This window comes from Flavobacterium sp. UBA4197 (genome assembly GCF_002379575.1).
Taxonomy (GTDB): Bacteria; Bacteroidota; Bacteroidia; order Flavobacteriales; family Flavobacteriaceae; genus Flavobacterium; species Flavobacterium inviolabile.
Window position 1 is genome coordinate 54,670 of the sequence record NZ_DFUB01000032.1, and the last position, 19,743, is coordinate 74,412.

16 protein-coding genes are annotated in these 19,743 nt (G+C 39.0%); 8 read left to right on the forward strand and 8 right to left on the reverse strand.

Annotated features, from left to right (window positions below; genetic code table 11):
• Positions 1-61: 61 nt before the first annotated feature.
• Positions 62-901 carry a 1,4-dihydroxy-2-naphthoyl-CoA synthase gene (locus tag B3394_RS16100; RefSeq protein WP_177734576.1) on the reverse strand — a complete coding sequence of 280 codons (840 nt, stop codon included), beginning with the start codon at positions 899-901 and terminating at the stop codon, positions 62-64.
• A 70-nt stretch (positions 902-971) separates the two neighbouring features.
• Between B3394_RS16100 and B3394_RS16105 the strand changes: the two genes are divergently transcribed.
• Complete coding sequence (locus B3394_RS16105; RefSeq protein ID WP_286927030.1) at positions 972-2,090, forward strand: C1 family peptidase; 1,119 nt, start codon at positions 972-974, stop codon at positions 2,088-2,090.
• A gap of 158 nt (positions 2,091-2,248) precedes the next feature.
• The gene (locus tag B3394_RS16110; RefSeq protein WP_177734578.1) at positions 2,249-3,439 is read left to right on the forward strand and encodes a serine hydrolase domain-containing protein; all 1,191 of its coding nucleotides are present in this window, start codon (positions 2,249-2,251) and stop codon (positions 3,437-3,439) included.
• A 109-nt stretch (positions 3,440-3,548) separates the two neighbouring features.
• On the opposite strand, the gene ygiD is transcribed toward B3394_RS16110, so the two are convergent.
• Positions 3,549-4,427: a 4,5-DOPA dioxygenase extradiol gene (gene ygiD / locus B3394_RS16115; RefSeq protein ID WP_177734579.1), complete on the reverse strand. Its 879-nt coding sequence runs from the start codon at positions 4,425-4,427 to the stop codon at positions 3,549-3,551.
• A gap of 291 nt (positions 4,428-4,718) precedes the next feature.
• On the opposite strand from ygiD, the gene B3394_RS16120 reads away from it, so the two are divergent.
• The 4 genes from B3394_RS16120 to B3394_RS16135 all read left to right on the forward strand — a co-directional run bounded on the left by B3394_RS16120 (position 4,719) and on the right by B3394_RS16135 (position 11,595).
• On the forward strand, positions 4,719-7,448 hold the full coding sequence (locus tag B3394_RS16120) for a TonB-dependent receptor (protein ID WP_286927032.1): 2,730 nt from the start codon (positions 4,719-4,721) through the stop codon (positions 7,446-7,448).
• Positions 7,449-7,470: 22 nt separating this feature from the next.
• Entirely contained in the window at positions 7,471-8,820 is a 1,350-nt protein-coding gene (locus B3394_RS16125; RefSeq protein WP_177734581.1) for a DUF4876 domain-containing protein, read from the forward strand.
• Between the two features lie 64 nt (positions 8,821-8,884).
• On the forward strand, positions 8,885-10,447 hold the full coding sequence (locus B3394_RS16130; RefSeq protein ID WP_177734582.1) for a DUF6850 family outer membrane beta-barrel protein: 1,563 nt from the start codon (positions 8,885-8,887) through the stop codon (positions 10,445-10,447).
• Positions 10,448-10,449: 2 nt separating this feature from the next.
• Positions 10,450-11,595: a cytochrome-c peroxidase gene (locus B3394_RS16135; protein ID WP_286927070.1), complete on the forward strand. Its 1,146-nt coding sequence runs from the start codon at positions 10,450-10,452 to the stop codon at positions 11,593-11,595.
• 29 nt (positions 11,596-11,624) lie between these two features.
• On the opposite strand, the gene B3394_RS16140 is transcribed toward B3394_RS16135, so the two are convergent.
• From B3394_RS16140 to B3394_RS16150, 3 genes are all read right to left on the reverse strand, one after another.
• Positions 11,625-12,455 carry a CvfB family protein gene (locus B3394_RS16140; protein WP_177734584.1) on the reverse strand — a complete coding sequence of 277 codons (831 nt, stop codon included), beginning with the start codon at positions 12,453-12,455 and terminating at the stop codon, positions 11,625-11,627.
• Between the two features lie 149 nt (positions 12,456-12,604).
• Entirely contained in the window at positions 12,605-13,645 is a 1,041-nt protein-coding gene (locus B3394_RS16145; protein ID WP_286927073.1) for a PLP-dependent cysteine synthase family protein, read from the reverse strand.
• Positions 13,646-13,727: 82 nt separating this feature from the next.
• Positions 13,728-15,788, reverse strand: a complete 2,061-nt coding sequence (locus tag B3394_RS16150; RefSeq protein WP_414654276.1) for a S9 family peptidase — start codon at positions 15,786-15,788, stop codon at positions 13,728-13,730.
• A gap of 145 nt (positions 15,789-15,933) precedes the next feature.
• On the opposite strand from B3394_RS16150, the gene B3394_RS16155 reads away from it, so the two are divergent.
• Positions 15,934-16,257, forward strand: coding sequence for a YbaB/EbfC family nucleoid-associated protein (locus B3394_RS16155; protein WP_177734587.1), 324 nt, complete (start codon positions 15,934-15,936; stop codon positions 16,255-16,257).
• A gap of 77 nt (positions 16,258-16,334) precedes the next feature.
• On the opposite strand, the gene B3394_RS16160 is transcribed toward B3394_RS16155, so the two are convergent.
• Both B3394_RS16160 and menD read right to left on the reverse strand, forming a co-directional pair.
• Positions 16,335-16,676, reverse strand: a complete 342-nt coding sequence (locus B3394_RS16160) for a DUF2853 family protein (protein ID WP_286927077.1) — start codon at positions 16,674-16,676, stop codon at positions 16,335-16,337.
• A gap of 99 nt (positions 16,677-16,775) precedes the next feature.
• Positions 16,776-18,431, reverse strand: coding sequence for a 2-succinyl-5-enolpyruvyl-6-hydroxy-3-cyclohexene-1-carboxylic-acid synthase (gene menD / locus B3394_RS16165; RefSeq protein ID WP_286927118.1), 1,656 nt, complete (start codon positions 18,429-18,431; stop codon positions 16,776-16,778).
• Between the two features lie 118 nt (positions 18,432-18,549).
• On the opposite strand from menD, the gene B3394_RS16170 reads away from it, so the two are divergent.
• Positions 18,550-19,044, forward strand: coding sequence for a GNAT family N-acetyltransferase (locus B3394_RS16170; protein ID WP_273246610.1), 495 nt, complete (start codon positions 18,550-18,552; stop codon positions 19,042-19,044).
• 46 nt (positions 19,045-19,090) lie between these two features.
• Here the strand turns inward: B3394_RS16170 and B3394_RS16175 are convergent, their stop codons facing one another.
• A complete protein-coding gene (locus tag B3394_RS16175; protein ID WP_177734591.1) occupies positions 19,091-19,678 on the reverse strand; it encodes a glutathione peroxidase in 588 nt (195 codons plus the stop codon).
• Positions 19,679-19,743: the final 65 nt, after the last annotated feature.

The window sequence follows — 19,743 nt, forward strand, 5'->3', positions numbered from 1 at the left end:
ATAAAACAATTGGCTTATGAAAATTCACAAGCCAATTCTAATGTTATTGCTTTTCACGCTGTTAAGGCAGCCATTTCTTTTCAAAGTTTGGCTTACGTTTTTCTAAGAACGCATCTCTTCCTTCTTTAGCTTCGTCTGTCATATAGGCCAAACGGGTCGCTTCACCGGCAAAAACCTGCTGTCCTACCATACCGTCATCGGTTAAGTTCATAGCAAATTTCAGCATTTTTATAGAGGTCGGCGATTTGGCTAAAATTTCCTGCGCCCATTCATAAGCGGTATCTTCCAGTTCGGCATGCGGGATTACCGCATTGACCATTCCCATTTCGAAAGCTTCCTGTGCCGAATAGTTACGGCCTAAAAAGAAGATCTCACGGGCTTTTTTCTGACCAACCATTTTGGCAAGATATGCAGAACCGTAACCACCGTCAAAGCTGGTTACATCGGCATCCGTTTGTTTGAAAATAGCGTGTTCCTTACTGGCTAACGTTAAGTCGCAAACCACATGCAGACTGTGTCCGCCGCCAACAGCCCAACCCGGAACCACCGCGATAACGGCTTTCGGCATAAAACGGATTAAGCGTTGTACTTCTAATATATTTAAACGGTGCATGCCGTCATCACCAACATATCCCTGATGGCCTCTTGCTTTCTGGTCACCGCCGCTGCAAAATGAGTAAACACCGTCTTTAGAAGATGGTCCTTCTGCAGAAAGCAACACTACTCCGATGGAAGTATCTTCCTGGGCATCATAAAATGCCTGGTATAATTCACTGGTTGTTTTAGGACGAAAAGCATTACGGACATCCGGACGATTAAAAGCGATACGCGCTACTCCATTGCATTTTTTATAGGTTATATCTTCGAATTCCCGAACTGTCTGCCAGTTTATTGTATTCATATTTTTAAATTTTACCGTAAAAATAAATCATTTTTTGCATTATCTTGCACTTCCAAAAAATTATAATGTAATGAAAAAAATTTTTGTTTCAGTAGCGTTCTTAGGGTTGATTTTTTCAGCACAGGCTCAAAAATATGAATTCCAAACAGTTACTGACTTAGAAGCTTTACCGGTAATCAGTCAGGGCAATACCGGAACCTGCTGGAGTTTTTCGGCTTCGTCTTTTTTAGAGTCGGAAGTAATCCGTCTGACCGGAAAGAAAATCGACCTTTCGGAAATGTACCAGGTGCGCAACACCTATCCGAAAAAAGCGGAAAACTATGTAATGCGCCAGGGAAAAGCACAATTTGGAGAAGGCGGTTTAGCACATGATGTGATTAACAGTGTTGCCGAATACGGAATTGTTCCGAATGAGGCATTTACCGGATTAAACGGTACGTCAGACACCTATAATCACGCCGAAATGGTTGCCGTTATCGAAAGTATGCTAAAAACCTACGTTGACAATCCGGCAAAAAAGCTTTCCCCAAACTGGAAAAAAGCCATCAGTGCCGTTTTAGACATCTATATAGGTAAGAATGTAACCGAGTTTACTTATGAAGGTAAAAAATATACGCCGAAGAGCTTTTTGGCAATGACCAAAATCAATCCTAAAGAGTATGTTACCATCACTTCTTTTACCCATGTACCCAATTACAGTACGTTTATTTTAAATGTGCCGGATAACTTTTCTAACGGAAGTTTTTACAACATGCCGCTGGATGAATTTATCAGCAATATCGACAATGCGCTGGCAACAGGTTATACCGTTGAATTGGATTGTGACGTAAGTGAGCCTACCTTTTCCGGAAAATACGGTGTTGCCGTGATCCCGGAAAACAGCGAGGATAACAAAACGATCTTAACAGAGATCAAACCGGAAAAAGCAATCACTCCGGAATTCCGTCAGGCAGAATTTGAAAACCTTTCTACCCAGGACGACCATTTAATGCACATTGTTGGAAAAGTAAAGGATCAGAAAGGAACTGTTTACTATAAAGTGAAAAATTCCTGGGGAACCGATGCCAGCAGAGTTGCCAATGGCGGTTATGTGTATATGAGCGTTCCTTATATGAAATTAAAAGCGATATCGGTAATGGTTCATAAAGATGCGCTTTTAAAAGACACCAAAAAGAAATTAGCCTTATAACAATAAATTGTTTCAAAAGTGAAATTTAGCCTGTATGTAATTACAGGCTTTTTTTATGTGTTGAAAATTTAACAGAAATTAATTCCTTTTAGGATTTTAAAAACAATTTGGGTTATTTATATTTGCCTTTACCAAAATTTTACAAGGAACACTTTTCAATGAAACTGACTAAATATATCCCCCTATTTTCTATATTATTAATATTATCGTGCAATAAAAAAGATAACTCCAGAAACTCCGATAACAGTACCAACGATACTGCGCTTTTAGCCGGTAATTTTGAGATCAAATTACCTAAAATCTCTGCCAAATATGCTTCTGATAATAAAGCTTATGTGGAGCGTTTTTACAACAAGCATTTTAACAGTAACGATTACAGCGGCGGTTTCCTTGTTGCCAAAAACGGGCAGATTATCTATGAGAACTACAGCGGATATGCCTATAAAGAGAAAAACGACAAAATAACGGCAGACACGCCTATCCATATTGCCTCCGTTAGTAAAATGCTTACGGCCGTTGCCGTATTAAAACTGGTTGACGAAGGGGAATTAAAACTGGACCAGACGGTAAAAAGTCTGCTACCGGCTTTCCCGTATGAAAAAACAACGGTAAGAATGCTTTTGAGCCACCGAAGCGGTTTGCGCAATTATGCTTATTTTACTGCCGATAAAGGGGTGTGGGATAAGAAAAAGACGCTGACAAATCAGGATGTACTGGATTTATTAGCGACCAAACCCATCGGTCTGGAATCACAGCCCAATACCCGTTTTGGCTATTGTAATACCAACTATGCCTTACTGGCTTTGATTATCGAAAAAGTAACCGGTAAAAGCTATCCGGTGGTGATGAAAGAAATGATTTTCGATCCGCTTGGCATGAAGCATACTTTTGTTTTTAATAATCTGGAGAAAAAAGATAATGTGAGTCAATCCTATAAAGGAAATTATTTGCGTCTTGCCTTTGAGTTCCTGGATCAGGTTTATGGCGATAAGAATATTTATTCCACCCCGCGTGATATTTTAAAATTTGACATCGCTACCTACAATGATGATTTCTTAAGTAAAGAAATGAAAGCCGAAATGTATAAAGGTTACAGCTATGAGCGCAAAGGAACCAAAAATTACGGTTTGGGTGTCCGTATGTATGAGTTTGAAACCGGTCAGAAATATTTTTTTCACAACGGCTGGTGGCACGGGAACACGTCTTCTCTGGTAACCCTTAGAAAAGACACCGTTTCCATTATTGCATTGTCGAACAAATACAGCAAAAAAACCTATCAGACTAAAAAATTAGCGCCGCATTTCGGGGATTATCCTTTCAAATTCAGCAAAGAAGAGATGGAGGAATAGTTTGGAGGTGTGATTTATGAAGTGTGATTTATGAGGTTTGAAGTTTGAAAAACGAACATATAAAAAAGGGAGAATGATTAATATCGTTCTCCCTTTTTCTTTTCGGGTCTTATCCGATTTTTACAGAAGTCATTGTTAAGGAACCGCCCACTGCCTTATCATTAAAAAAGCTTGTTTCGTCTTTACTGTCCTGTAATGCCAGTGTGTACAGCATCGGGTAATAATGATCCGGCGTAGGGATTGCTAATTTTGCCGACTTATCCAGTTTTTCATAGTCAATCAGTGCTTTGTGGTTACCGTCGGTGATTTTGTTTTTAAATATGGTATTCATTTCCACAGCCCAGTCATAGCCATATTCCGGCTCCGCCAGTTTATCCCAGGCGACCATACGAAGGTTGTGCACCATATTACCGCTTCCGATAATCAGTACGCCTTTTTTACGCAGGCTCGCCAGTTGTTTCGCCAGGTCATAATGGTATTGCGGGGGTTTGTTATAATCGATGCTCAGCTGCAAAACCGGGATATCCGCGTTGGGATACATGTGCCGTACAACGGTCCATGTGCCGTGGTCCAAGCCCCAGTCGTGATCCAAACCAACATCGGTAGTGGTGATCAGGCCGGACGTTGCTTTCGCCAGTTCCGGATTTCCGGGTGCCGGATACTGCACATCGAATAATGCCTGTGGAAAACCGCCAAAATCATGAATCGTTTTCGGATGGTTCATCGCAGTAATATGCGTACCTCTGGTTAACCAGTGTGCCGAAATAACAATCACGGCTTTCGGCTTCGGAATGTCCTGCCCCATTTTGGTCCAGGTGCGTGAAAATTCATTGTCTTCAATACCGTTCATCGGTGAACCGTGACCGATAAATAACACCGGAAGTTTCACATCTTCTTCTTTTAAATCCTGTGTCCAGTTGTAAAATGGATATAATGTTGCCATACCTGCTCCTCCAATTATAGTTTTAATAAAATCAAGTCTATTCATTACTATACAATATTTGTATATACAAATTTACAATAAAAGTCGAAATGATTCTTTAATTTTGTGATATTTAACATTTTATAGCCTATTCTGCTACTATCAAAAAGAGAAAATGAAAATATAATCCTTATATTTTTTAATTATCTTATTTTAAACTCAAAAAGAAAGGGAATATTTAAGATTCTGTTGTTAATTCTTTAAAAAAAAGTCATAAATACTGCTTATTCTTATCTATTATTAGTCTAAATAAAATAATGATGGTATTTTTGCACCATATTAAGATATTTGATAGACGTGAGGTTTTTATACATTATACTACTGCTAGGCATTAATACGCTATATGCACAAAAACATATAACCGGACAGGTTCTGGATAAAGACACTAAAAAACCATTGCAAAGTGTATTCGTGCTGAACCCGGAAACGAATGACTGGGCCATTACAGACGATAACGGTTCATTTGAACTGCGTATGCCGGCTTCGAAAGATATTAGTATCAGTTTCAAACTGTTGGGTAAGCAGGAAATGACCGTTACCTACAAAAAAGAAAACTTAAACACCAAGCTTACCGTTTACCTTCAAAACCGTGACTTGCGACTGGATGAAGTGGTCGTAACGGCAAGAAAAGGAAAAAAATTCTCCGAGATCACTATCGGGAAAGAAGTAATCGAACAGGTACAGGCTTTCTCCCTTAATGAAGTACTGGAGCAATTACCCGGCCAGGCGGTTACGAATTTTAATCTTAATGAGTTCAAACCAATTGCTTTCCGGACCGTTAAGCCATCCCTGGTGGCTAATGCTGCTTTTGGAAACAAATCGTTTGGTACAGCAATCGTTGTGGATGGTATTCCCATTTCGAACAATGAAAACATGCAGTCCTATTCCGGGAATTATGGTGTGCCGTTCTCACCGAACCAGTTAGGTTTTGGCGATCCCTCCTCTTCCTCCGGTTTTAACGGGTATTTTTCCAATGCCAATTTTGGTGCCGATTTAAGAGAAATTCCAGCCGATAATATTGAAAAGATCGAAGTGGTTCAGGGTGTTCCTTCTGCTAAATACGGGGATCTGACTTCCGGATTGATTAAAATTGAACAAAAAGCCGGAAAATCTCCTTACCGCGTGTACACTTCTTTAAGAGACGGTACTACCGAATATGGTTTTTCCAAAGGTTTTAAAGCCAGCGACAAGATCGGCTTTATCAATCTATCGGTAAATTATTTAAAATCGAACGCCGAGCCGAGAGTTTCCTATACCGAATACGAACGTATCACGACTAATTTAATGTGGAGCTGGGCGAGCAAAAACAAAAACATCCGCAACTCTTTTTCTGTTGATTATGGTTTTAACAACGATAATGTGAATTATGAAGAAGAAGACACCGACGATAAAATTGTAAAAAATAAAAAGAAAGACCTGTCTGTTTCCAACCGCTTCAAATGGAAGTTTAAGGATACGAGCTTTTTCGACAACCTGGATGTGAATTTTAATTTCAGATACAGTGATCAGTACACCTATGAATCAAAGTTTGTGAACATTGGCGGTAGTATTGTAGGAACCAGTACGGAGGAAGGTGTTTATACCGGAACGTACACATTACCGAGTTATACTTCTGTAAAAGCCGTAGAAGGTATTCCGGTCTCTTCTTTCCTGTCTGCAGACTTATATAAGAGTTTTAACACCGGCGACTGGTCGCATTCGGTACTAATGGGTACTTCTTTCCGTACCAGCGACAACAAAGGCCGCGGGCGTTTGGGAAGTCCGGAAACGATGATCAGTACATTCGCTTCTACAAACGGTGGATCCGGACAAGGTTTCCGTCCGTATAACTATGGCGAAAACATCCGTGCCGAATATCAGTACTCCTTATATGCAGAAGACAACATTACCCGCAACTGGGAAAACAGTATTTTATACATAAACAGCGGTTTACGCTACGATAACCAATACGGTTTCTCCACTTTGGCACCCCGAATCAACAGTTATTTTCAATATGATAACTTTAAAATCCGCAGCGGATTTGGTATCACATCGAAAGCGCCTTCTTTAAACCAGATTTATACCGGACCAAGATATTATGATGCCGTTTTAGGAGATTATCGTTACCCGGGTTACTACAATTTAGGAATTGTTCAGACCTATATTGATTATTCCGATAACAAAGGTTTGAAGCCTACAAAGAGTATGCGTTCGGAATTAGGCTTTGATTATAAACTGCCTTTCGGAAACCTGAACTTTACCGGTTTTTATAATAAGATGTATGATGGAATCACCAATGAAGGAATTCCGACTACCAGAGCCATGGCAAACCTGGACATACAGTTTAACGGAACCCAGACGCCAACCTATCAGGTAACAGGCTATACTCCTTTTTATTACCTGCAAAACAGATTGGTAAACAAAATGGAATCAAAAGATAAGGGTGTGGAATTCTTTATGAGTTTTGAAAAAACACCTTTTAAAAATGTCACGTTTGACATTCAGGGAAGCTATACGGAAACGGTGAACACCGATAACCGTGATTTCTATGAAAAGATTGCCGGCACAACGCCAAGAACGGAAAAATTTGCGATCCTGGCACCATATTCCGAGAATTATAAAAGTTTCCGTCTGGGATCTAATATCAATTACCATTTACCTAAAATCGGATTGGTTATTGCGGTGCGAAGCGAGCATTTTATCATTGAAAACAATACCTATAAAAGCGGTAACCGACTGTTGGGCTATATCGATGAAAACCTGAACCGGTTTATCATTCCGGAAGCCGAAAGAGATACCCACCCGTTGTTAGGGGTACTGGTACAAAACTATCCGGAAAGAGACAGATCCCTGCAAAAAGTGTATCACAATTTCCATTTGCGGGTATCGAAAGACTTTAAAAACGGATTCCGTTTTTCATTCTATGCCAACAACTTTCTGGATTTAAAACAAACGGAAGATGTTATAGACAACGGCATTCCAACAAAAAGAACAAAATCCGATATGGTACAGTTATCGTTCGGAACCAAAATAGAATATCAATTTTAATAATTAATTATATATAACTTACATGAAAAAAATACTTCTATTACTTAGTGCGGCTCTAGCTTTTTCATCTTGTTCAGATGACGATTTCGGAGATGGAAATAATGGATTACAACCCGTTAATTTTTCGGTAAATCTTAAATATGATACAACAGCATTTAATGGTGAAGCAGTACAACAGGGTGCAGTTATTTTAACCAATACCAATACCGGAGATACCTATACGGTACAATCCAATACCAGTGGTGTGGCTACCTTTAATGCGATCATCCCGGGAACCTATAACATTACGGCTACAAAAACACTGACCAGCGCTGAATTCAATACGCAGTTCGGTTATACTCCGGAAACGCCATCGGTTTTATTTAACGGTGCTCAGGAGCAGGTTATCGTAAACGCAAATGTAAGCGGTACCGAACTTAAACTAAAAACAATCCGAATTGGTGATCTGGTAATCAAACAAATCTACTATGCCGGTTCCCATGCACAACAGGGGGCTGTTTTCAGAGATCAGTTTATTGAGATCTACAACAACTCTAACGAGAAGATCTATGCAGACGGTTTGTGTATCGGTCAGCTTTACGGAAAAACATCCACTACTTCAGCTTCTTACACCCTGTCTAACGGACAGTTCGACTGGAGCAAGTCAATTGGAATGACTTCCGGATCTGCTGCCAATACAGATTATGTTTATGCTGACTATGTGATCAAAGTACCTGGAAACGGAACAGAATACCCGATTTTACCGGGAGAAAGTATTGTAATTGCCCAAACGGGAATCAACCACAAAGCGCCTTTAGTAGACAATAGCAATGAACCGTTAACGGTACAGAATCCTGATTTGACAGTCGATTTAAGCAATGCTGAATTTGAAGTATATTTAGGAGATTACAGATTATCACTTGGTGAAGAGGTTTATCGTTACGACATCCAAAACCCAGCTGTTAAAGATATGAATATCGCCTACTGGGGAAGACAAGGATACAGCAGCCCGAATAAAGATTTCTTAATGGACAACTTAGGAAGAGACAGTTTTGTAATTTTCCGTGAAGAAAATTTAAATGCTTACCCTAATTTTTCAGATCCTTCTGTAACAAACATTATCAATACAACCAAGTTTTTCATTCAGATTCCAAAAGTTAAAATCATTGACGGTGTAGAATTACAACACTACAACCCAAGCAGCCAGCGTCCGAAAATGTTACAGGCAGAAGTAGATGCTTCTTTCATTAACTGTGATGCTGCCTACAACTCTCAGGCGGTAATCAGAAAAACAAAAACTATCGTTAATGGTCGTAAAATCTTAGAAGACACCAACAATTCTTCTAACGATTTCATCAAACAAAAAGCAAATCCTAAAGGTTTTGCAAACTAGTCTGTAACCCGTTACAGCAGTTAAATCTTAAAACGTTTCTTATATTTTTAAGAACCATTATAATATGACTTCAAAAAAAGTAATATTCTATTTTATACTATTGGTGAGTTGTGCAGCAAATGCGCAACTCACTGATAGTTTATCGGTACAACAGAATTTGTTTTACAACGATGTACAACAGCATTTTTGGAAAAACCCGTTATTCTATACCACCCAGCATTTAAATGATTTTACGCTGACTCAAATTGATTTCAGTCAGAAGAATCTGAATTTAAAACGCGTTCAAACGGCAGACAGAACCACACAATATAGTTTTTCTACTCAGGGAATCTATAATGTAAAACCGAGATTACGCCTTTTTGGCGGTTTTATATTCAATAAAATTGCCGAAAAAGGTCTGGGCTACAACTTCTCTACCCAGCGAACGGAAAACCAGAATGTTTTGTCTCCAAATTATTTTTTCGCCCCTAAAAAAGGAGACTGGGATATTCAGAATTATAATTTAGATGGCGGATTTGCTTATCAGTTTGACAGCAATATTCTTTTAGGAGCCAAAGCTTTCTATAAAAACGGAAAAAGTTACAGAACCATCGATCCGCGTCCGGAAATTCAGCAGAGTAACTATGGCGGAGAGCTGCAAACCGGTTACAATTTCAACAATAACAGTTTGTTTGTTAGCGCAGGTATTGCCAAAAAAACGGAAACCTCAAACATCACTTACGTGAATGATGCCCAGAATGCTCCGGCCTATCCGGAAACATTCACCCGTTTTGCATCCGGTTATGGGCGGATCATTTTTAACTCCTCCTATAACAGGTATATTTTTAATACTATCGATAAAAACTTCGGTTTTGGCTATCAATACCAAAACAGCAGAAACAAGGTAAGCGCCACCTACAAATACAACAAATCCTTGGAAAGCTTTTATCGCAAAAATGCCCGTGGCTATGTGTATATCGATGATGAGCTGAAAATGTATATGTACAGGGTTATAGCGCATACCGGAGAGCTGAACTATTTCTATGATGGTGAAAAAGTCGATTATAAAGCCGCTTTTGGATATGAAAGACAAAAAGGTGATAATTTTTCAGTGATCGAAAACGGTCAGAATTACCGGATGAACCTGGATATTTTTACCTTCAGTAATGGCGTGATAAAGAAAGACAAGGATCGTGTTGTTTATGCTTTTGAACTGGGAGCCAACTATATCAAACATAAATATATCGACCTTTTGGGTAATACCGACAAACGATTGAACACGCTGGAAATCCAGACTTCTTTTAACAAAGACATACTGGCTAAGGAGAAAAACAAAATAAACCTGTCTGTTGGAGTGAAATATTATATGGCGCTGGATGAAAAATTAGTTTTTATTCCTATTTCTTCTTCCAACACTTCATTTGCAGACAATGTAATCCGACCGGATCAGGCTTTTGATGCGACTTCGAAATTACAATCGAATATTATGGCACAATACTTTTATAGTCTTTCAAAAACTAAAAAGTTACGTATTTTTGCCAATTATAACACACTGGTTGCTTTAGGGGATCAATACAAAACCTATACAACCGATTTTAATACCACAGAAAGCAGCTATTTTAATGGCGGAATCTCTATAATTTATTAGGCATGAAAAAGATTATTGGACTAACCTTCCTCAGTTTTTTATTCGTAGGCCTGGTTTCTTTACAAAACCATACAGACGATGAAAAATACTATTCCATATCTGAATTAAAAAAAATATACAGCGGCGGTGATATGGCCAAATGGCCAAAAGCCAATGTGGACAGCACCGTTATCAATTTCCAGGATTTAGGGGTTTTGCCAAAAGTTCCCTTCCCTGCCGAAAATCCGTACTCTGAAGCAAAAAGAGAGTTGGGTAAAGTATTGTTCTTTGATCCGCGATTGTCAAAATCAGGACAAATTTCATGTGCTTCCTGCCACGATCCGGAATTGGGATGGGGCGACGGAAAAAGAGTTTCCCACGGTCACGACAGAACTCCGGGCAGCCGAAACTCAAAACCGATTATCAACGTGGCCTATTCCACCATCTTTTTCTGGGACGGACGGGCAGCCAGCCTGGAAGAACAGGCTAAATTCCCGATAGTCGATACCAAAGAGATGAACAATCACATGGATATTGCCGTAAAAACGATTAAAAAGATAAAAGGCTACCAGCCGCTTTTTAAAGAGGCTTTTGGTGATGAAAAAGTTACCGAAGAGAAGATCTTTAAAGCGATCGCTACTTTTGAACGTACGGTGGTGAGCCGCAAAAGCCGCTTTGACAAATTTATTGAAGGCGACAGTACGCAGCTTTCCAATAAAGAAGTAGAAGGTTTACACCTTTTCAGAACCAAAGCAAGATGCATAAACTGCCACAATTCTGCTTTGTTTTCCGATAACCAGTTCCACAATGCAGGACTGACTTACTACGGCCGAAAATATGAAGATCTGGGCCGTTATAACATTACTAAGAATGCAGAAGATGTTGGGAAATTCCGTACGCCTTCTTTACGGGAAATAATGAAAACCGGGCCTTATATGCACAATGGTTTATTCCCGGAAATCAGAGGAGTGCTGAACCTGTACAATATGGGGATGCCGAATCTAAAACCAAAAGGCGAACAGGTAAACGATAAATTGTTTCCAAAAACGTCGCCTTTATTGCAAAAACTGGACTTAAACAAAGGAGAGCTTGATGCTTTAGAAGCTTTTCTGGGAAGCATAACTTCAGTAATTTACCGGGAACCGGCTCCGGAAAAATTACCACAATAAAAAAAGGGAGAACATTGTTCTCCCTTTTTTTATTTTACCAGATAAATTCCATCTTCTTTTATTTCAATGAGCTTTTGCTTATATAAAACACCAATCGCTTTTTTAAAGGTCTTTTTACTCATTTTAAGCACCGTTTTAATGTCTTCCGGATGACTGTCGTCATTTAACCGCAGAAAACCGCGGCTGGCTTTTAATTCATCCAGAATATACTGGGAACTCGGTTCTAATTTTTCAAATCCCAGTTTGGTAGCCGACACGTCAATTTTACCGTCAGGACGGATATTTTTGATATAGCCTACAATACGGTCGCCGGTTCTGAGATCGTCATAAACTTCATTTTTATATAGCAGTCCTTTGTGCTTTTCATTAATGATCACGTTGATCCCCACTTCTGTGATGTGCGAAATAATAAGATCTACTTCCTCGCCTTTTTCAACCGTGATTTCTTCGTTGTTTAAAAACTGATTGGTTTTACTGGAACCCACCAAACGGTTTGTTTTTTCATCCAGATACATATACACCAGATACCGTTTTCCCTGCTCCATAGGACGCGCCTGTTCTTTAAACGGTACAAACAGATCCTTTTCCATGCCCCAATTCATAAAGGCACCGAATTTATTGGTATAGTTCACCCGCAGCAATGAAAATTCGTTTAAAAAGATATACGGTTCCAAAGTGGTGGCAATCGGACGTTCCTCATGGTCGAGATACACAAAAACAGCCAGCTCCTCACCTATTGCATAGGCTTTCGGAACATATTTATTCGGCAATAAAATATCTGTTGTTCCATCTGTCAGAAACAAACCGACTTTCGTTTCACGGTCAATTTTTAGTGTATTGTATTTCCCTATCTCAATCATTATATTCTGTAATAGAAATTTTATAAGCCACAAAGGTAAAAATAGAATTAGTTATTCAATATTTTAATGCCTGAAATATTATCATAATCGTTAAAATAAAAAGGCTCCGGGATGTTCCGGAGCCTTTTTATTCGTATTAGCGGAATCCGCTATTTGATAAATTCTATTTTTTGTACTTCTTCTGCATTAACGCTGTCAAAGAATCCCTGTTCGTTCATCCATTCATCGCTAAATACTTTACTCATATAGCGGGAACCGTGATCCGGGAAGATTACCACAACATTGCTGTTTTGGGTAAACTCGTTTTCTTCGGCAAATTGCTTGATGGCCTGCATTGCTGCTCCGGAAGTATATCCTACAAACAATCCTTCTTTTTTGGCAATCTCACGTGCCGTGTGGGCACTTTCCTCATCATTCACTTTCGTGAATTTGTCAATTGCTTCAAAATCGGTTGCAGACGGAATTAAATTCTTTCCTAAACCTTCTATTCTATATGGATAGATTTCTTCGCTGTCGAACTCTTTTGTTTCGTGGTATTTTTTCAATACCGAACCAAAAGCATCCACACCAAGAATTCTGATATCCGGATTTTTTTCTTTCAGAAAGCGTGCTGTTCCGGAAATCGTTCCTCCGGTACCCGAACAGGCTACCAGGTGGGTTATTTTTCCGTTAGTCTGTTCCCAGATTTCCGGTCCGGTGGTATTATAATGTGCATCTACATTCAGGTCATTAAAATACTGGTTTATATAAACCGATCCTTTGGTTTCTTCGTGCAAACGTTTTGCAACATTGTAGTAAGAACGGGGATCATCGGCAGAAACGTGAGCGGGACAAACATAAACTTTTGCTCCCATGGCGCGTAACATATCAATTTTATCTTTCGAAGATTTTGAACTCACGGCCAAAACACAATTATAACCTTTAATAATGCTTACCATTGCCAAGCTGAATCCTGTATTTCCGGATGTCGTTTCTATAATTGTATCGCCCGGCTTTAAGATTCCTCTTTTTTCCGCTTCTTCAATTATATATACAGCGATTCTGTCTTTTGTGGAATGACCCGGATTGAAAGCTTCTACTTTAGCATAAAAATTACCTTCTAATCCTTCTGTAATTTTATTGAGCTTAATTAGGGGTGTATTTCCTATTAATTCCAATACATTATTATAGGCTTTTATGTCTTCTTTCATAAAATATAAATTAGTCGAGGTCGATATTACCTAAAGATTTAAGTAACCTCAGAACTCTGCAAATTTAACAAAAAAAATTTATCTACTTTTTAATTCCTTCTAAATCTAATAAAAAAGTATATTCTTTCGCTACTTCTTTAAGGGATTCAAAACGTCCGGAAGCACCTCCGTGACCGGCATCCATATTGGTATCCAGATACAACTGGCTGTCTCCTGCTTTCATAACCCGCAGTTTAGCAACCCATTTCGCCGGTTCCCAGTACTGAACCTGTGAATCATGAAGCCCGGTTGTAACCAATAAATTCGGATATTTTTGTTTTTTTACATTGTCATACGGCGAATAGGATAACATATAGTCATAATAGGTTTTATCGTTAGGATTACCCCATTCGTCATATTCTCCTGTTGTTAACGGAATCGTATCGTCTAACATCGTTGTCATCACGTCCACAAAAGGAACCTGTGCGATTACTCCATTATACAGTTCCGGTGCCATATTTACAATGGCGCCCATTAACAGTCCTCCGGCAGAACCGCCTTCGGCATATAAGTGTTTGGCTGATGTATATTTACTGTCAATTACAAATTTTGAACAGTCGATAAAATCAGTAAATGTATTTTTCTTTTTAAGCAGTTTTCCGTTTTCATACCACTCTCTTCCCAAATCTTCTCCACCTCTGATGTGTGCGATGCCATAAATGAATCCCCTGTCCAGCAGGCTTAAACGAATCGAGGAGAAATAAGGATCCATAGAAGCACCATAGGAACCGTAAGCATATAACAGGAACGGATTGCTGCCGTCTTTTTTAATTCCTTTTCTGTAAACAATGGAAATAGGCACTTTAGTACCATCCTGAGCCGTTGCCCAGGCGCGTTCTTCGATATAATTGTTTTTATCGAACTTACCGCCTAAAACTTCCTGTTCTTTACGGACAACCTTTTCCTTAGTCTTCATGTTAAAGTCGATAACCGATGATGGTGTCGCCATTGACTGATAACCATAACGAAGCACATCTGTATTGAAGTCTACATTGGTCGTGGTATAAGCCGTATAGGTTTCGCTTTCAAAAGGCAGGTAATACTCCCCTTTTCCGCTCCACGGCATGATTCTGATTTTATTAAGTCCGTTAGCACGCTCGGATACCACCAGATAATCTTTAAAGATTTCGATATCTTCCAGTAAAACGTCTTTGCGATGCGGAATCAGGTCTTTCCAGTTTTCTTTACCGGTAGCCGATTCCGGCGTTTTCATCAGTTTAAAATTGGTTGCTTTATCTTTATTCGTAACCACATAGAAACTATCGCCATAATGCGAAATACTATACTCCAGACCTCTTGTTCTCGGCTGGAATACTTTAAACTCGCCATCAGGACTGTCTGCTCTAAGTATACTGAACTCGGAAGTCAGCGTACTTGTAGAACCGATAACAATGTATTTTTTTGATTTTTCTTTATAGACAAAAACAGAGAATGTATCGTCTTTTTCATTGAAAACCACTTTATCGTCCGTAGGTTCAGAACCTAATTTGTGTTTGTAAATTTTATCGGAACGAAGTGTTACCAGATCTTTACGGGTATAGAACAAGGTTTTGTTGTCACTTGCCCATGTGGAACCACCGGTTGTTTTCTCTAATTTTACCGGAAGGATCTCTCCGGTTTCAAGGTTTTTAATCTGAATGGTATATTCTCTTCGGGATACCGTATCCACTCCAAAAGCACACCATTTGTTGTCTTCACTGATGCTGATGCCGCTCAACTGAAAATAAGCATGTCCTTTGGCCATCTCATTACAGTCAAACAAAATTTCTTCTTTAGCGTCTAAAGATCCTTTTTTTCGGGCATGTATCGGGTAATCTTTTCCTTTTTCATAGCGGGTTATATAGTAATACCCATTATAAAGATACGGAACGGAGCTGTCGTCTTCCTTAACTCTTGACTTCATCTCTTTAAACAAATCCTCCTGGAATTGTTTTGTATGTGCTGTCATTTGCTGATAGTACTCGTTCTCTTTTTTCAGATAATCGATTACCTCAGGGTTTTCTCTTTCATTTAACCAATAATAATTATCTGTTCTGATATCTCCGTGCTTCTCCAATTGCTTGGGTTTAACAGCGGCTTTAGGCGGCGTTATTTTTTCTACCATATTCGGTTTTTTATTTTGTGCGTTTCCCGTTACAAAAATAAGACAAACACAGCTCAAAATAATTTGATTTTTCATTTAGTTTTTTTTACTAATCACTCTGCAATTTAATAATTTTGCAGTAACATTAACTATTAATTTTATTAACATGTTTGGAGACATAATGGGTATGATGGGGAAACTTAAAGAAACCCAGCAGAAAATTGAAGAGACTAAAAAACGTTTGGATACGGTTTTAATAGATGAGCAAAGTAATGACGGGCTTTTAAAGGTAACTTTAACGGCTAACCGCAAAATAAAATCGATACAGGTTGACGATGCTTTATTAGAAGATAAAGAGCAATTGGAAGACTATTTGGTACTTGTTATTAACAAAGCTATCGAAAAAGCAACAAATGTAAATGAGGCAGAATTGGGTGCTGTGGCAAAAGACGGCATGCCTAATATTCCGGGAATGGACTTATTTAAGTAATTTCCAACAGGATAAACATAAAATAAAAAAGGCAGATTGTACAATCTGCCTTTTTTATTTTATAGTAATGGTGCTTTTTATTTATACGCGCTTTCTTTTTTGAAATGTACCGTTAATAAGTAATACACAACCGCTCTGTATTTGTTTTTATTGGAACGGCCGTACTTTTCGATTACGGTATCGATACCTTTATCCAGATCCGGGCCGTCTTTTAATCCTAATTTTTTAATTAAGAAGTTATTCTTAACAGTAGCCAGCTCCGTTTCGGAAGTTCCGGAAACCGTCGAAGAATCCGCATTGTAAATGGACGGACCGCAACCGATGGTTACTTTTGTTAATAAATCCATGTTGGGAGTTACGCCACACTTCTCTTTTAAATCCGCTGCGTATTTTGCAATTAATTCATCTCTTTTACTCATAATATAAATTATTTTGTGTTATATAAATGATTTACTCTCTTTCAAATTTAACAAAATAAAACCAAAACAAGCCCCATTTCAAAACTATTTTCTTGAATTCTATGTTAAGTTTTTGAAATATTCCAATAATACACTGTCATTTACTGTTGTTGGTGTATGAATTTCAAACAGTACAGGCTGCGAATTTTCCTGTAAGACATCCGGAAGCACCGTTTCTAGTGCCTCAAGGTCTGTAGCCTGATAATATTTAAAATGATACATTGAAGCCAGTTGCTCCGCCGTAAAGTTATGGGTGGTTTCAAAAAAGGTATTGAATACTTCCGTTTCCTGATGTCCGGGTAAAATCCTGAAAATACCACCGCCCTGATTGTTGATCAGAATGATTTTAAAATTTTTAGGGATATAGGCATTCCAAAGTGCATTACTGTCATAAAAGAAGCTGATATCTCCGGTAATCAGGATGTTTTCTTTCTTACTGGCAACAGCTGCTCCAATGGCTGTAGTAGTACTACCGTCGATTCCGCTGGTGCCGCGGTTGCAAAAAACCTCGATAGACGGGTCGATAGCAAATAATTGTGCATAACGGATAGCCGAACTGTTACTGATTTGCAGCTGGCTGTTTTGCGGTAATGCCGGCAGTATCGTTTCAAATACTTTAAAATCGCTGTATGGAATCCGGGCACTATACTCCTGGTGTTTGACTTCCCGCAAGGCTTTAAGCGCTACGGCATTTTCCAGGTAATCACTGGCAACCGCTGCTGTACCCGGTAAAAATCCGTTAAAAAACGTATTGGGTGTGCATTCAAAATGTCTGGTCAGGCTGCCAAAAGTATCGTAAGCCCTTAAAGTATCGATATGCCAGTGGGCTTCCGGTTTGTATTTTCGTAAAAAGGCTTTTACCCTTTTGGAAACAACCATACCGCCAATGGTAATTAAAATTTCAGGCTGAAACGCTTTAAAATCATCTTCTGAAAACGGGGTAATAATAGTATCGATATTGCCGATAAAATGAGGATGATGCAAATTCGATGTTGCTTCTTTCATCACCACTACCGAAGCATCAGCCGCAAGCCGGTCAATAATAGCCTGATCGATACTGTCCGGGTCATTGACACCAACTAAAATCAGTTTCTTTTTAGCCTTGTTCCATTGCTCCGTATAAGGTTTTAAATCCGGGAGCTGTTCCGGTAGCGGCACCGGAGCCAAAACCTGTGTTGTTACCGTAGCCACCTCAACCGTTTCATATAAAGGTTCTTCAAAAGGCGCATTGATATGAACCGGACCTTTTTTAACAATAGCCTGATTGATGGCTTCATTAATTTCCAGATCATTTGCTTCCGAAGCTTCCTCGGTAAGATTGGCACTGTACAGTATATGGTTCGCATAAACATTACGCTGGCGAATGGTCTGTCCGTCGCCAATATCAATTTTTGAAGTAGGACGGTCCGCCGATATGATAACAATAGGCAACTGGCTGTAAAACGCTTCCGCAACTGCCGGATAATAGTTTAGCAGTGCCGAGCCCGAAGTGCAAACCACGGCAACCGGACGCTTTAACTGCTGTGCCATACCCACTGCCATAAAAGCAGCACAGCGTTCATCGGCAATACTATAACAGTTAAATTCTTTATTTCCGACAAACCCTATTGTTAAAGGTGCATTTCTGGAACCCGGAGAGATGATAATATCAAGTAATCCTTTGGCTTTACAAATTTCAATAATACTTTGTGCCAAAGGTATTTTAGGATACGACATTTTATATTTGAAGTTTAAATTGAGCGTCTCAAAAACGCAAAACAAATTTAGTGTTCTATTATCAATTTCTTTCAAAAAAAGTGTGAAACTTTATATCTTTGATGGTATAAACACAGCCATGAATATATCCATCAGACCCTTTACAGACAGCGATTTGCCGTATGTCCTTGAAATCATAAATCATGAAATCAAAAACAGTGTTTCCATATACGATTATGAACCCAGAACACTACAGGAACAGGAAATCATCATACAGGACAAAAGAAAACACGATTTTCCTTTCCTGGTAGCCGTTATAAACGATGTGGCTGTAGGTTTTGGTACCTATGGTTTTTTCCGCTTTAAAGAGGGCTATAAATACACTGTTGAACATTCTATCTATATCGATCAGCAGCATACCGGAAAAGGTATCGGAAAACTATTATTGGCCGAATTGATTGCGATAGCCAAAGCACAAAACAAACATACCATGATCGGGGTCATCGATACGGAAAATACCGGAAGCATCCTGTTTCACCAAAAATCCGGATTTGAAATGGCAGGCATCCTAAAGGAGAATGCCTATAAATTTGACCGGTGGCTGGATACGGCATTCCTGCAGTTAATGCTATAAAAAAAGCTCCCGTTGCGGGAGCTTTTCTTTTTTGTTTTTATCGTAATTAACCTTTAATCCAGTTCACTACTTCCGGGCTGTCCGGTAATGTTTTCGGGTGGATTACCTTAACCAGCTGTCCTTTTTCATTAATCAGGTATTTCTGGAAATTCCATTCCACCTGGCTGTCTTCCAGACCGTTTTTCGCTTTTTCGGTCAGGAAATGGTATAACGGATGCATGTCCTCCCCTTTTACAGATATTTTTTCCATCATTGGAAAAGTCACACCGTAATTTTTAGAACAGAACGTAGCGATCTCTTTATTGCTTCCCGGTTCCTGAGCACCAAAGTTATTGGCCGGAAATCCGATAATCACGAAGTTCTTGTTTTTATATTCCGTGTACAGCTTTTGCAATTGCTCGTATTGTGGTGTCAATCCGCATTCTGACGCGGTATTTACGACCATCACTTTTTTTCCTTTCAGGGACGCAAAATCAAAAGTTTTACCTTCGATATCTTTTACTTTAAACTGGTAAATGTTTTCAGTGTTCATCGTAGTCATTTTTTCGGTTGAAAGTGGTTTGTCTTTATGCTGCGCCTGATTCTGGAAACTGAACAAAAAGAGTGCACAACACGTTAATATTACTTTTTTCATGGTTGATTTTTTCCAAAATTAATCATTTTATTATTTCGCAAATACTAAACAAATCATAATTATTC

Excerpts from the sequence above, each read along its gene's own strand:
- ygiD (WP_177734579.1), bottom strand. The coding sequence starts at position 4,427 with ATGAATAGACTTGATTTTATTAAAACTATAATTGGAGGAGCAGGTATG.
- B3394_RS16160 (WP_286927077.1), bottom strand. The coding sequence starts at position 16,676 with ATGAGTAAAAGAGATGAATTAATTGCAAAATACGCAGCGGATTTAAAA.
- B3394_RS16135 (WP_286927070.1), top strand. The coding sequence starts at position 10,450 with ATGAAAAAGATTATTGGACTAACCTTCCTCAGTTTTTTATTCGTAGGC.
- B3394_RS16105 (WP_286927030.1), top strand. The coding sequence starts at position 972 with ATGAAAAAAATTTTTGTTTCAGTAGCGTTCTTAGGGTTGATTTTTTCA.
- B3394_RS16155 (WP_177734587.1), top strand. The coding sequence starts at position 15,934 with ATGTTTGGAGACATAATGGGTATGATGGGGAAACTTAAAGAAACCCAG.
- B3394_RS16150 (WP_414654276.1), bottom strand. The coding sequence starts at position 15,788 with ATGGTAGAAAAAATAACGCCGCCTAAAGCCGCTGTTAAACCCAAGCAA.
- B3394_RS16175 (WP_177734591.1), bottom strand. The coding sequence starts at position 19,678 with ATGAAAAAAGTAATATTAACGTGTTGTGCACTCTTTTTGTTCAGTTTC.
- B3394_RS16130 (WP_177734582.1), top strand. The coding sequence starts at position 8,885 with ATGACTTCAAAAAAAGTAATATTCTATTTTATACTATTGGTGAGTTGT.
- B3394_RS16110 (WP_177734578.1), top strand. The coding sequence starts at position 2,249 with ATGAAACTGACTAAATATATCCCCCTATTTTCTATATTATTAATATTA.
- B3394_RS16170 (WP_273246610.1), top strand. The coding sequence starts at position 18,550 with ATGAATATATCCATCAGACCCTTTACAGACAGCGATTTGCCGTATGTC.
- B3394_RS16145 (WP_286927073.1), bottom strand. The coding sequence starts at position 13,645 with ATGAAAGAAGACATAAAAGCCTATAATAATGTATTGGAATTAATAGGA.
- B3394_RS16125 (WP_177734581.1), top strand. The coding sequence starts at position 7,471 with ATGAAAAAAATACTTCTATTACTTAGTGCGGCTCTAGCTTTTTCATCT.
- menD (WP_286927118.1), bottom strand. The coding sequence starts at position 18,431 with ATGTCGTATCCTAAAATACCTTTGGCACAAAGTATTATTGAAATTTGT.
- B3394_RS16140 (WP_177734584.1), bottom strand. The coding sequence starts at position 12,455 with ATGATTGAGATAGGGAAATACAATACACTAAAAATTGACCGTGAAACG.
- B3394_RS16100 (WP_177734576.1), bottom strand. The coding sequence starts at position 901 with ATGAATACAATAAACTGGCAGACAGTTCGGGAATTCGAAGATATAACC.